Genomic DNA, 13619 nt, shown 5'->3' with positions numbered 1-13619 from the left:
TTGAGCGATTGCGATTTTGTTTGCAGGCCTTCAATACAAAAGGAGAAATTTCAAACGTTTTGCAAACCCTCAAAATTTTTGAAAGGATGAAAACTGAATTTTACACTTTGGGAAGCTTTGAGTTTCCAGCGGATGCCGTAGTTATTAAGGGCAAATTGGAAGCGGAGGGTATCCCTGTTTTTTTAAGGGATGAAGCCACCATTAATTCAGACCCCTTGATTAGTGCAGCTTTGGGAGGAGTTAAGCTTCAAGTATACTCGAGAGACAAGGAACGGGCCAAGGAAATTTTTGATGAAGTTCGTAACTATGCAACCGATGATTTTGGCAATCCTGTTGTCTGCCCCAATTGCAAGGCCACAAAATCCGAAATTTATTACTCAAGAAGTAACGTCTTCTATAAGCTGTTTCCGTTCTTTGAACCGAGAAAGTACCAATGCATGCAATGCAATTTTATTACCAAGCCTGCTGGATGAAATTATTTTTTACTGGAATTATTCTAGGCGCTGGTAAATAAGACCACGATCCACAGTGGCAAGTAGGAAGTAGTGTTGGGTCAAATAGGCATCAATATATTCATTGTACTCCACCAATTTTTTATCGAATATTTTTTTGCCTTTTCGTGCTACTATAGTCTTGGGCTTCAGGACGTCCATGATATATTGTAATTCCTCCATGCCCATTTTTCTGGGGTTTTCCATGTAGGGATATAGTTCCTCCCGGGCAATATTACTTGGATGGGTCACGGCTTTGGTGGGAGGATTGACCCCCAATACCCAATACCCAATATGGTACTCGGTAAAAAAGATGTTTTTGGTGTCCAGATCATGGGCTTCAATATACTTGGGAACGTCTATCCCCTCCCCGTTGAAAAAAGATCCTTTTTGCATCTTGTTCCCAACAATGTTTACGAATTCCAAATAGGCCTCCATTGGGAGTAATAGCAGAAGTACTATGGCCAATGGCTTAAAAATTTTCTTTTCAGGGAGGAGCTTACCAATCATAATTCCAAAAGGAATCAAGACAAAAGGGTAAAGCTGGATCATATAGTGGCCGTTCACCTTACCGGTTTGCATGAACGAGATAAGGATGGCAATGACAATAACCGTCAATATTTGTAAAGACCTTGACTTAATGTCAATCTTTTTTGAGGCAAACCCTGCTGCAAGCAGGCCAAGAATAGCAACCACAAAAGGCAATACTTTCAATGGGGAATGGAATTTGGAATCGGAATAGGCCAAAGGCGCCTCAAAAATGGATTGCCACCACACTTGTAAATGACCTTCAAGATAATACGGCAATGCTGTGAGGACCAGTACAAACAAAAAACCTGTTCCCATGAAAACCATTTTTTTTAGGATAGTCCCAAATTGCTTTATGGCAAATCCTTCCCACAAAAAATAGATTCCAACTCCCAAAACAGGATATACCATGTTCAATTTGGACATTACGGACAATCCAAAAAGGATTCCAATTAAAAAATACCATTTTATAGAGTCCTTGGTCAATAAAAGATATATCCCGGCCACAAAGAAAAAGGTACAGATATGTTCAGACATTACCCCTTGTAGGCTCCCAAACAAGCTTTGGAAGAACACACAGAACATAGCGACCCAAAAAGCCACTTTTTTGGATGTAATCGTATTGGCCATTCCGTAAGTGAACAATGCGGTGAGGGCTACCAATAAGGTCCCAAACAACCGAATGGCCAAAAAACTCTTGCCGAATATTTTAATAATGACTGCAAAGAACAAAAAGGTAATGGGTGGTTTCAGGTCCCAAAGTTGGGTGTAGGGCAGATGTCCGTTTACCCATGACTGCGCCATGATGATGAACGTACTTTCATCCCGATCCACATAATCTCGGAAGAAAAAGGGAAACCGTATAAAAAAGGCGACAAGGAACAAAATCAGAAGAACCGTTTTCCAATCCAGGGTTTTGTAATTGGGCGAGGTAAGGTTGGTAATTTTTTTGAGCACGGTCCCGATTAAGTTTTTTGGCTATTGATTGTCATCTTTGCAAGATAGATAAATTTGAATGTTTAAGGAGACCATTTTTAAATGGTCTCTTTTTATTTTAAGCAGCTACTAACTGTAGGTATGCTTGTTGTAACTTTTCAATTACGATTTTAAGTTCCTCCTCATTTAAATGCCCATACCCAAAACGTATGGCGCAGGTATTTTTATCTTGATAGAGAATGGTTTTTGGTAGGAACACATCCAGTTTTTCAGCTTCTTCGGCTAGTTTCAACAAGGATATGTGGTTTTTAAATTGCAACCACAAGGCAAGCCCTCCAGTAGGTATTTGCCAATCAAGTGCGTGGTTAAAATATTCTTTTAAAAGACCGCATAGAGTATCCCTACGTTGTTTGTAGGTTACTATATTTTTTTTCTTGAGCCGGTATATTTCACCTTCCGATATTAGTTCAGAAAGCATTTGTTCCTGTATGAGGTCTCCTTGGGTGTCCAATAGTTGCAAGTAATTATTGGCTTCGGTAATTACCTGATCTGGCGCCACCACAAACCCTGTATGAAAACTTGGAAATAAAGATTGTCCCAGTTTACCCAAATAAATAATATTCCCATTGGCATCTGCACTTGCCATGGGCAACATAGAAGACCCTTCAAACTGAAAATCATGGTCAAAATCGTCCTCAATTATGGCAAAACCATGCGTTTTGGCCAATTCCAATAATTGCAGTCTTCTTTTGGTGCTCAATGTTGTCGTTGTAGGATAGTCCCTGTTGGAGCAAACATAGATACAGCGAATGTGCTCCTGTATAAAATGCTTCTTTATATAACCAATATCCAATCCCTCATCATCCACAGGCACTGTTTTTATCTTTGCCCCAGCTTGTTGAAATATCATGTTGGCCACATAATTACTAAGTTGTCCAACCAGGACCAAATCCCCTGGATGTATTAATACCTGTGAAACAATATATAGGCTCATTTCCGTACTGCGGGTATTTAATAAATGGGTTGGTTTTATATGGAAGCCCCTGGTGGCATTTAAGTAGTTGCAAAGTTGGGTGCTAAAAACAGAAGGTATCAATGCACTGGTTCTATTCCATTTGTTGATCAAAGGTTTTCGTTTCATTGCAGCGCTATACCATTTAGAAAATTGGTGCACGGGATGTAATCTTAAATCGGGCTTACCATCATTTATGGAATATTTCGCAGAGGTCTCCTCTTTGGTAGATGCCAAATTAAAGGATTGTTGGAATGGGAATCCTGGAGTTTTTGGATACTCATAAACTTGATTGATATGCTGAATGGTCGCTTTGATCTTTACTTTGGAATCTTCTGGTACTACCACAAAAGTTCCCTTGTTGGGTATGATGTCTACCCAACCTTGCGAGGACAATTCATCATAGATGGCTACTGCTGTATTGCGATGAACGTTCAATAACTCACTTAAAGCCCGTGTTCCGGGCAACTTACTTCCTTTTTCCAGATAACCACGTTGAATGGCGTTGGTAATCTGTTGTGCCACCTGAACGTATACAGGTTGTACCATAGACTTGTCTATAGTTATTAGTTTTACCAATACATCAAAAACCGGACTATTCATTGTTTTAAAACTGGACTAGTTTAATCGTCCGGAAAGTTAAGACTTTTGCAGCATAAAATTAATTGACGTAAAAACTTACCATACAAGCGTACATAATGAAGAAATCAATTTTATTTTCTGTGATATTACTGGCAGTTGCTTTTCAGCTAAAAGCGCAACAAGACGATGCTAGTGTAAAGGTAGATTCGTTAAGTGAAGTTGTGGTGACCGCAAACCGAATTAACCTTCCTTTCAAGGAAAATTCAAGAACCATTAATATCATTTCTTCCAATGATATTAAAAATAGTGCTGCTGTAAATGTGGCGGATTTGTTACAACAAGTAGCGGGTGTAGATATAAGAAGACGTGGTACTGGTGGTAGTCAAGCAGATTTGTATATAAGAGGTGGTGGTTTTGACCAAACTTTATTATTGATAGATGGCGTTAAAATGGACGATGCGCAAACGGGTCACCATACCATGAATGCAGCCTTGCCATTGGAGGTTATTGAAAGAATAGAAATTATAAAGGGTCCGGCAGCTCGGGTTTTTGGGCAAAATGCATTTGCTGGTGCGATCAATATCATAACCAAGAAGAGTTTGGATAATGCGGTTTCCTTAAATGTGGAAGCGGGTTCTTTTGGGCAATTGAATGGCAGTGCAACTGCTGGTGTGGATAAGGAAAACTCGACGCATATACTACATGTGGGAAGAATGACATCCGAGGGGTATAGAAATAACTCAGATTATGATAATGGCAATTACTATTTAAAGAGTATTTTCAATAAAAATGCACAGCCTATAGAAATGACGGCTACTTTCTTGGAGCGTAATTTTGGAGCTGAAAATTTTTATACTGCCAATCCTACATTTCATGAGTACGAAGAAACCCAAAACAGCCTGTTGGTGTTTTCTACCACCTTTAAGAAAAACAAGCTAAAAATACAGCCAAGAATCTATTGGAAGCGTAACCAAGACTTGTTTCTTTTGAGACGAAATGAGCCTGGTTTTTATAGGAACATGCATATTTCTAACAAGGTTGGGGTAGAAACCAATGCCTCTTATGCCTCTAAATTGGGAATTACAGGATTTGGGGTAGAGTTTTCTAAAATCCATTTAAGAAGTAATAGCCTAGGTAGCCGAAATCGTTTCATGTCCAATGTGTTTTTAGAGCACCGTTTTAGTATAGCAGATAGCAAGTTGGATATTACGCCAGGTGTGGCGATAACGTATTTTTCTGACTTTAAGGTTAAAGCATTCCCTGGTTTGGATATAGGGTATAACCTTACCAATACGTTTAAAGTATATGGTAATATTGGTTATACCTACCGTATACCAACGTATACAGATTTATTCTACAATGACCCAGTTACTAGTGGTAACGAAGATTTGGAGCCGGAAGAAGCCTTTGCGCAAGAAGTAGGCTTAAAGTACACCTCTCCTAAATTTAATGCCAGCGTTGCCGTTTTTAATAGAGACGCAGACAATCTAATAGATTATATTAGAAACGATGCTTCTGAGGATGTGTTTGTAGCTACAAACATTACGGAAGTAAATACCAAAGGTCTAGAGCTGGATGCTGCTTATAATTTTAAGTTCAAAGACTTTGCGCAAACCTTAAGTATGGGCTATGCGTTTTTAGATGACAATATTTTTGATCAAAACGAAGAACTGTCCCGTTACTCCTTAAACACTCTAAAACACCAATATACCACGCGCTTAAGCACGCAATTGTTCAAAAATGTTCGTCAAAACATAATTTACAAGTATGCAGAACGTACTACCGGACAAACCTATAATGTTTGGGATGCATCATTGGCGGTTAGAGTAAAACAGGCGGAGTTTACCATTACAGCAAGTAATATTTTCGATGCAGATTACATAGAGTCTGGTTTTGTACCTATGCCACCAAGTAATGTTTTGTTTGGTTTGCGATATAGTTTTAAATAGAACGGAAACGAAGTTGCTAAGCAAAAAGTAACTTGGCTTCCAAGGAATAAGGTTTAGGTAAGCATTTCAAAACCTTTTATTAATTTAGTGGTTTCAAACTCCTTGAAATCTTGAAGCTAAATCTTGAACAGATACCTCGGGAAAAGACCCTGACCAAAAGGGAGTTTCTCAAAAAATATTTCAAGCCCCAGAAGCCTGTAGTCATTGAGCGCTTTATTGAGGATTGGCCTGCGTATTCCAAATGGAATCTGGATTATATGAAAGAGGTGGCGGGTGAAAAGACGGTTCCCCTCTATGATGATCGCCCCGTAAAGCACGATGAGGGCTTCAACGAACCACATGCAAAAATGAAGATGGCCGAGTACGTGGATCTTTTAAAAAGGGAACCGACCAAGTACCGCATTTTTCTTTGGAACGTCTTAAAGGAAGTGCCCCAGTTGCAAAAAGACTTTTCGTATCCCGATTTTGGACTTCGGTTGATGAAAGGATTGCCCATGTTGTTTTTTGGGGGAAGTGATTCGCACACCTTTATGCACTACGATATAGACTTGGCCAATATCTTCCATTTTCATTTTGAAGGGAAGAAGCAATGTATCCTATACGCGCAATCCGAAACCAAGTTTTTGTACAAAATCCCACATTCCCTGATTACAAGGGAGGATATTGATTTTGCGGACCCCGATTTGGAAAAATGGCCTGCATTGCAACAAGCCAAAGGACATGTGGCCCAATTGGAGCACGGCAATGTACTGTATATACCCGAAGGGTATTGGCACCATATGAAGTACATAACCCCAGGATTTTCCATGAGTCTACGAGCCATTGCTCGAAAGCCAAAAAACTTTGGCAAGGCCGTGTACAATATTTTCTTTATGCGTCATTTTGACAATTTTATGCGCAAAATGAAAGGGCAAAAATGGATTGATTGGAAAAACGAGAAGGCCGTGACAAGAACACAGCGATTGGTTGCGCAGAAATAGGGCCTAGATCAGCTCATGCAGCTTTTCATAGACCAGGTGGCTTTCCCATCCACGGTAAAATAGGTAGTCGGCCAACTTCTTTTTTCTTTTTTGAAGGTTACTTTCCTTGATTTGGTCCAAACGTTTTTTGGCAAGCTCATCCAAAGTGGTAAGGTAGTCTTCCTCATTGATTTCCGCGAGGGCACTTTTAATGTTGAATATGGAGATTTCACGTTGCTGCAATTCCCTTACAATGCGTTTTCTGCCCCATTTTTTGATATTGAACTTCCCCCGGGCAAAACTCTTGGCAAATCGTTCCTCGTTTAAGTAGTTTTCTTGGATAAGGTGGGCAACAATATGATCAATGGCCTCTGGAATCATGCGCATCCCTTTTAATTTCTCCACAACCTCGTAATGACAGCGCTCTTGGTAGGCGCAATAACGTTCCAATTTTTTTGTGGCCTCAGGGAGGGTATAGCTTTTGGTATGATGCATTTGCCAAATGTACATAAAACAAAAAAGCGGCCCCATTGCGGAGCCGCTTCTTATTTATATATGTAATGTTTTACCGTCTTTGTCCTTAAAACGGTATTCAAGGTATTTGTAAGCATCCCTTGGCTGGATTTTTATCCATTTTTTGTTGTCCATAAACCATTTGGAACGTATGGACGGGAATCCCTTGGTCAGGTAAGCGGCAATGAACGGATGTATGTTCAAGACAATGCCATTGTTCGCTTGCTTGCTTTTTAGGATTCGCTCAAGATCTACTTGGATTTTGTCTATCAAGACAATGGGGGCTTCCACCTCGGCACCACTGCCATTGGGATTTTCCTCGCTGGTCTTGATGTTCATTTCGGGACGTACCCTTTGTCTGGTAATCTGGATGAGACCAAATTTACTGGGGGGCAAAATTTTGTGTTTTGCCCTATCGTCCTTCATTTCTTCCCGTAGGTGATCAAATAACTTTCTTCTGTGTTCACCTCGGGTCATATCTATGAAGTCCACAACGATAATTCCTCCCATGTCACGCAGGCGTAATTGTCTTGCAATTTCGGATGCGGCCAGTAGGTTTACCTCCAAAGCGGTATCTTCTTGGTTCTTGGCCTTGTTGGAACGGTTACCACTGTTCACGTCTATGACGTGGAGCGCTTCGGTATGTTCTATGACCAGATATGCCCCACGGCTCATGGAGGCCGTTTTTCCAAAAGAGGTCTTGATCTGACGTTCAATTCCAAATTTTTCAAAAATGGGGGCGGAACCGGAATACTGCTTTACAATGGATTCCTTTTCGGGTGCGATCTCGTGTACATAATCTTTGATCTGATTATAAAGAGTTTCGTCATCAACATGGATTCCGGTAAAGGAATCGTTGAAAACATCCCTCAATATGGATGAGGCCCTATTGACCTCTACCAAAACCTTTGAGGGGTGCGGTGCTCTTGGCAATTTCTTGCACATTGCTATCCATTTGGATACCAAGTTCTGAAGATCTTTGTCCAGTTCTGCAACCTTTTTGCCTTCTGCAACGGTACGGATGATAACACCAAATCCTTTGGGCTTAATACTCTTTACAAGACGTATGAGCCTGTCCTTTTCTTCCTTGCTCGCTATCTTTTGCGATACCGAGACACGATCGGAAAATGGAACCATGACCAAATAGCGACCGGCAATGGAAAGCTCTGAGCTTATCCTGGGTCCTTTGGTGGAAATGGGTTCTTTTACAATTTGTACCAATAATGACTGATTGGCTTTGATCACATCATTGATGCTGCCATTCTTGTCGATGTCTTTTTCAAATGGAAAATCTTTCAGGGTATAATCCTTTACCTTCCCTGTTCTTGCTTTTTTGATGAATTTCAACATGGAAGAGAGTTGCGGGCCAAGGTCATGATAATGCAGGAATGCATCTTTTTCATAACCTACATTGACAAATGCCGCATTGAGGCCGGTAACGGGTTTTCTGATCTTGGCTAGAAAGATATCCCCTACGGAAAAGTTGTTGTTGTCCTCCTCTTTGTGTAATTCTATAAGTTTTCCATCCTTTAGTAAGGCAAAATCGACTGCTTCGGGACTAGATCGAACAATTAATTCTCTATTCACCTGAATCGATTTTAAATTTATCCCGATAGTTAGTGTTTATGGGATAAATGATTAAACAATATATATGGTATCGGTTCTATTTCAAACCGATTGAAATTCGTTTCTTGAATCTCTATGTCAAAGAACGTGTTTTTGTAAAATGAAAAAGTAGTTGCAACAACTACTTTTTCTTGTGTCTGTTAGCTCTTCTACGCTTCTTGCGCTTGTGTGTAGCTACCTTATGTCTTTTTCTTTTTTTACCACTCGGCATAGGGCTCTTGCTTTAGTGTTAGTTATATTATTTTACTTGTACATTACTTTTTACGCCTTCTACAAAAACCTTTGCAGGTTTGAAGGCAGGAATATTGTGTGCAGGAATTTTGATGGTAGTGTTCTTTGAAATGTTTCTACCAGTTTTTTCCGCTCTTGTCTTGATGATAAAGCTTCCGAAACCTCTTAAATACACATTGTCTCCATTCTCCAAGGACGATTTTACCTCCTCCATAAATGATTCAACTGTTGCCTGAACGTCTCCTTTCTCAATACCTAACTTCTCTGAGATTCTAGTTACAATATCTGCTTTCGTCATTTCTCTTGATTATTTTTCTTATTTTTTTGGCTTGCAAATATAAACATTAAAATTAATCTTTCGTTTAAAGCCTTTAATTTTAAGTATATAAACTAACACATTCCCACAATCGTATTTTTCTACATGTCTTTTTCCCAGGAAATTTTAAAATGGTACCACCAAAACAAACGCGAATTACCTTGGAGAAACACCAAGGATCCCTATAAAATCTGGCTGTCCGAAATCATACTTCAACAGACTAGGGTGGTACAGGGAACTCCATATTACCACAAATTTTTGGAGGCTTTTCCAACGGTTCATGATTTGGCAAGTGCGCCAGAGGAAAAAGTATTGAAGCTATGGCAGGGGTTGGGGTACTATTCCAGGGCTAGAAATTTGCATGCAACCGCCCAAATGGTGGTCAATGAATGGAATGGGGAATTCCCCCAAACCTACAAAGGTCTAAAATCCTTGAAAGGGATAGGGGATTATACCGCCAGTGCCATAGCTTCCATATGTTTCAATATACCCGAACCTGTTGTAGATGGTAATGTATACCGAGTTTTGGCCAGGTATTATGGCGTGGATATGCCCATCAATAGTTCTGAAGGGATCAAACATTTTAAGGAATTGGCACGAAAGGTAATGGATGTTGATGATGCCAGGGATTACAATCAAGGCATCATGGAGTTTGGCGCCATGCAATGCGCACCCAAAAAACCGTATTGCATGCTATGTCCCTTGCAAGAGAGTTGTGTGGCCCTGAAAGACAATAAAGTGGATATCCTGCCCATAAAGCTGAACAAGACCAAGACCAGAACACGATACTTTAATTATATGGTCTTTTTGGATAGTAATAAAAACACCTTGTTGGAACAACGGACGGGGAAGGGCATTTGGCAGAACTTATATCAGTTTCCTTTATTGGAATCTGAAAAGGAGATCCACGAAAAGGAACTGACCCAACATTTGGATGATGGTTTTCCATCAAGGGTTTCTTTGTCCGTTTATAATGAAACACCCGTTGTCCACAAACTGTCGCATCAGCATTTATATACCAGATTCTGGATCATTGAAACCAAGGAGCTTTTATCTGATGGAATTTCATGGGAACAACTAGTGGAATTTCCTGTGCCAGTTTTGATCGCGGATTTCATCCAAACATTTAAAATTTAGTACTTTTGACTAATTAAAGAGATATGAGCGGAACATTGAATAAAGTAATGCTGATCGGGCATTTGGGAGACGAAGTGAAAATCCACTATTTTGAAGGAGGAAATTGCATTGGTCGGTTCCCCTTGGCCACCAATGAAACCTATACCAATAGGCAGACCGGTGAAAAAGTGACCAATACGGATTGGCATAATATTGTGGTACGGAACAAGGCTGCCGAAATCTGTGAAAAATATTTGAGCAAAGGGGATAAGGTATATGTTGAGGGAAGGCTCAAGAATAGACAGTGGCAGGGAGAGGATGGAAACACTAGGTATTCCACTGAAGTACATGTCCAGGATTTTACCTTCTTGACCACCAAGAAAGAGAGTATGGCCAATGCCCAGCAGATGCCGGACAATTCTCCCAGACAAGAAACGCAGAAGGTCTCTGGGCCTGCGGCACCTATGGATGAGACCGAAGAGGATGATGACCTGCCATTCTAAGAATATAAGTTAAAGCAATACAATTTGGATCCCGAGCCCCATTGTTTGGCGTTTTTCTTTACTACCCTTAATGGTATTTTCACCATAAAAGTTATCGTGCTTTTGTTTTTGTTGGGAGGATCGGCCTTGATTTCAGCTGCCGAAGTGGCTCTTTTTGGTCTGTCTCAGACCGATCTGAACGAAATGCAGGAAAAAGATAGCTCCAAGGGCAAGATAGTTGCACAATTGTTGGACAAACCTAAAAAGCTCTTGGCCACGATATTGATTGCCAACAATGCCATCAATATAGGGATTGTCCTCCTGTTCAGTTCCATTGGGGAGACCATTTTTGCAGGGATAGATGGTACCCTCCGTTTTTTGTTGGAAGTGGTAGTGGCCACCTTTCTCATTTTGATGTTCGGGGAGATCTTACCCAAGATCTATGCCAATAGGAACCGGGTACAGTTTTCCTATTTTATGGCAATACCCCTAAAGGTTTTGAGTACGTTGTTTACACCCTTGAGCGCTCCAATGCGTTCCAGTACACTATACTTGGAGGATAAATTGGGAAAACAAAAATCCAATCTCAGCATAAACCATTTATCGCAGGCATTGGAACTCGCTTCAGAAGGGGATACCACCAAAGAGGAACAGAAAATATTGGAAGGTATCGTGACCTTTGGCAATACGGATACCAAGCAGGTGATGCGGCCCCGTATCGATATTTTTGCCCTGAACGAGAAGATGAAATTTCCTGAGGTTCTTGCGGAAATCAAAAAAAACGGCTATTCCAGAGTTCCCGTGTTTTCGGAAAATATGGACAATGTGTTGGGGGTTCTATATGTAAAGGACCTGTTGCCGTACATTGAGAGAAAAAGTTTCAGTTGGATGTCCTTGGTCAGGGAACCCTATTTTGTTCCTGAGAACAAAAAACTGGATGATCTTTTGTTGGAATTTCAGGAGAAAAAGAACCATTTGGCCGTAGTGGTGGATGAGTATGGAGGTACCTCAGGGATTGTTACTTTGGAGGATATCATCGAGGAAATTGTTGGGGATATCAGTGATGAGTTTGATGACGAGGACCTTATTTTTTCAAAACTGGATGACCTCAACTATGTCTTTGATGGCAAAACGGCATTGAAAGATTTCTATCGGGTGACCAAAATAGATGATGAGGAAGAGTTCGAGGCCAAAAAGGGGGAGTCCGAGACCATTGCCGGGTTTGTTTTGGAAATTTCAGGAAGCTTTCCCAAACAAGGAGAGAAAGTACTCTTTAATAAGTATCAATTCATCGTGGAAAGTCTGGATAAAAAAAGATTGAAACGTATAAAAGTCACACTGCCCCATGAAGTATAGTCCTTTGGTTTGTTTTCTGATTGCAATGGTTTTTGTGGGATGCAAGGAAGATGTGCTGCCCAAGCCTAAAGCGATGCTGCGTTTGGAATACCCCAAAGCGGCCTACACCAATGCAAATACGGACTGTGCCTATACCTTTGATCAAAATACTCTTTCTTCCTTAAAGGAAAACAAGGATTGTTCCTTGGAACTGGACTACCCCATGATGAAGGGGTCTATTTTTTTGACCTATAAAAAGGTGGACGGAAATATCAGGGAATTGCTCATTGATGCGCAGAAACTCACTTATGAGCATGTGGTAAAAGCGGACAATATTGCCCCTAAGGAATATGTGGACTCGGAAGCTAAGGTTTACGGGATGTTTTACGAAGTGAGTGGCAATGCCGCTTCCCAATCTCAGTTTTATGTGACCGATAGCACCGATCATTTTGTAACGGGCTCATTGTACTTTTATGCCAAGCCCAATTACGATTCCATCTTGCCAGCGGCTATGTATCTCCAAAACGATATCCGAAGAATCATGGAGAGCCTCAGATGGAAAGAATGATCACTATTGGGCCAAAAGTGCTTCTGCCCGTTCTATACTGCCATTGATCTGCTCTTTAAGGGCTTCTACCTTTTCTTCTTCCTCATTGAGCCATAGTTGTTTCTGTTCGGTAAGCTCCTTTCCATTCAAGATTTCATCGGAATCAAATCGATCCCCAAAACCTTTCATCCAGTCCATCATGGCCTTGTTGGCCTCTTGAAGGTCTTTCATGGCTTTTTCATATTTCTGGCCTGCTTCCGTGGTATCCACTTTTGCCTTGAGTTCACCCACAAGCTTTCCCAGGGTTCCCATTTTGGGCATTACCTCGTCATGTACGGCCATGACCTGTTGCATTTGCGTTGGACCTTCAGGGGTCTTTTTTTCTTGTTTACAAGAAATGCCCATGAACAAGATGGCACATACAATAATGGAAACTACTTTTCTCATGATTTTTTGTTTACCCACAAAAATAAACATATGTCAAACACCATCATATAACTATTGTCTAAGAAAAAATTAATAGATGATTATTCTCATGTAAAAAAAGGGAGTAGGGTCTTATCTTTGCATTTCAAACAGATTTTGTTGCTACGAATACGGTCCATAGTTGATTTAAAAGGAGTTTTTGCTTGTCTTTTTGCTTTGTTGATATTGATGAGCAACCTCCGTTTTTCGTCCATGTATGTGTATTACAGCTTGGATCGGGAGGACTTTATTGAGCGACTTTGCGAGAATAAGGATAAACCGGAGCTTAATTGCGATGGTAAATGTATGTTGGCCAAAATGCTCCAGGCACAAACCAATGAGGACGAGCAGCCCATGCCCGTAATAGGTTGGGAGCAGGTTTTGGTCTTTTTTATGGATTTTCCTGCATACGATGTGCAACTGGGCAACACAGAAAAAAGAAGCGCATTTTTCTACAGCAATTCTTACTCCTATTGCTTCAGTGAGATGCCCATTAAGCCACCCATGGTTTAAGATTTTACCAAAAAACGG

At 40.6% G+C, this 13619-nt stretch carries 14 protein-coding genes; 8 read left to right on the top strand and 6 right to left on the bottom strand.

The features are described 5' to 3' along the window. Positions 1 to 86: 86 nt before the first annotated feature. Positions 87 to 473 (top strand): putative signal transducing protein, encoded by a 387-nt coding sequence (locus DN53_RS06870; RefSeq protein WP_129653652.1) that lies wholly within the window; start codon positions 87 to 89, stop codon positions 471 to 473. A gap of 18 nt (positions 474 to 491) precedes the next feature. Here the strand turns inward: DN53_RS06870 and DN53_RS06865 are convergent, their stop codons facing one another. Both DN53_RS06865 and DN53_RS06860 read right to left on the bottom strand, forming a co-directional pair. Beyond that, entirely contained in the window at positions 492 to 1976 is a 1485-nt protein-coding gene (locus tag DN53_RS06865) for an ArnT family glycosyltransferase (RefSeq protein ID WP_242502086.1), read from the bottom strand. Between the two features lie 97 nt (positions 1977 to 2073). Further along, on the bottom strand, positions 2074 to 3570 hold the full coding sequence (locus DN53_RS06860) for an aminotransferase-like domain-containing protein (RefSeq protein ID WP_129653650.1): 1497 nt from the start codon (positions 3568 to 3570) through the stop codon (positions 2074 to 2076). Positions 3571 to 3665: 95 nt separating this feature from the next. On the opposite strand from DN53_RS06860, the gene DN53_RS06855 reads away from it, so the two are divergent. Together DN53_RS06855 and DN53_RS06850 are read left to right on the top strand one after the other, a co-directional pair. After that, positions 3666 to 5498, top strand: coding sequence for a TonB-dependent receptor plug domain-containing protein (locus DN53_RS06855; RefSeq protein ID WP_129653649.1), 1833 nt, complete (start codon positions 3666 to 3668; stop codon positions 5496 to 5498). A 110-nt stretch (positions 5499 to 5608) separates the two neighbouring features. Next, a complete protein-coding gene (locus tag DN53_RS06850) occupies positions 5609 to 6478 on the top strand; it encodes a cupin-like domain-containing protein (RefSeq protein ID WP_129653648.1) in 870 nt (289 codons plus the stop codon). Positions 6479 to 6481: 3 nt separating this feature from the next. Here DN53_RS06850 and DN53_RS06845 read toward each other — a convergent pair whose 3' ends face one another. The 3 genes from DN53_RS06845 to DN53_RS06835 form a co-directional block, all read right to left on the bottom strand. Continuing rightward, the gene (locus DN53_RS06845) at positions 6482 to 6952 is read right to left on the bottom strand and encodes a regulatory protein RecX (RefSeq protein ID WP_129653647.1); all 471 of its coding nucleotides are present in this window, start codon (positions 6950 to 6952) and stop codon (positions 6482 to 6484) included. Positions 6953 to 7006: 54 nt separating this feature from the next. Next, the gene (locus DN53_RS06840) at positions 7007 to 8557 is read right to left on the bottom strand and encodes an Rne/Rng family ribonuclease (protein ID WP_129653646.1); all 1551 of its coding nucleotides are present in this window, start codon (positions 8555 to 8557) and stop codon (positions 7007 to 7009) included. A 277-nt stretch (positions 8558 to 8834) separates the two neighbouring features. After that, positions 8835 to 9125, bottom strand: a complete 291-nt coding sequence (locus tag DN53_RS06835; RefSeq protein WP_036380395.1) for an HU family DNA-binding protein — start codon at positions 9123 to 9125, stop codon at positions 8835 to 8837. Positions 9126 to 9248: 123 nt separating this feature from the next. Here DN53_RS06835 and mutY point away from each other — a divergent pair, with 123 nt between their 5' ends. From mutY to gldD, 4 genes are read left to right on the top strand one after another with little or no spacing between them, the layout of a single operon-like run. Then, positions 9249 to 10280, top strand: coding sequence for an A/G-specific adenine glycosylase (gene mutY / locus DN53_RS06830; RefSeq protein ID WP_129653645.1), 1032 nt, complete (start codon positions 9249 to 9251; stop codon positions 10278 to 10280). Between the two features lie 23 nt (positions 10281 to 10303). Further along, positions 10304 to 10762: a single-stranded DNA-binding protein gene (locus DN53_RS06825; protein ID WP_129653644.1), complete on the top strand. Its 459-nt coding sequence runs from the start codon at positions 10304 to 10306 to the stop codon at positions 10760 to 10762. A gap of 24 nt (positions 10763 to 10786) precedes the next feature. After that, positions 10787 to 12097 (top strand): gliding motility-associated protein GldE, encoded by a 1311-nt coding sequence (locus DN53_RS06820; RefSeq protein ID WP_129653643.1) that lies wholly within the window; start codon positions 10787 to 10789, stop codon positions 12095 to 12097. Next, on the top strand, positions 12087 to 12644 hold the full coding sequence (gene gldD / locus DN53_RS06815; RefSeq protein WP_129653642.1) for a gliding motility lipoprotein GldD: 558 nt from the start codon (positions 12087 to 12089) through the stop codon (positions 12642 to 12644). Before DN53_RS06820 ends, gldD begins: the two co-directional genes overlap by 11 nt. Before the next feature lie 3 nt (positions 12645 to 12647). Here the strand turns inward: gldD and DN53_RS06810 are convergent, their stop codons facing one another. After that, positions 12648 to 13070, bottom strand: coding sequence for a hypothetical protein (locus tag DN53_RS06810; protein ID WP_129653641.1), 423 nt, complete (start codon positions 13068 to 13070; stop codon positions 12648 to 12650). Between the two features lie 138 nt (positions 13071 to 13208). Here DN53_RS06810 and DN53_RS06805 point away from each other — a divergent pair, with 138 nt between their 5' ends. After that, positions 13209 to 13601 (top strand): hypothetical protein, encoded by a 393-nt coding sequence (locus tag DN53_RS06805; protein WP_129653640.1) that lies wholly within the window; start codon positions 13209 to 13211, stop codon positions 13599 to 13601. Positions 13602 to 13619 lie beyond the last annotated feature (18 nt).

Origin of the sequence: Flagellimonas olearia (assembly GCF_004150225.1) — a bacterium.
In the GTDB taxonomy this organism is placed as follows: domain Bacteria; phylum Bacteroidota; class Bacteroidia; order Flavobacteriales; family Flavobacteriaceae; genus Flagellimonas; species Flagellimonas olearia.
The sequence above is the reverse complement of the archived record's forward strand: the minus strand, read 5'-3'. Positions and strand labels throughout refer to the sequence as shown.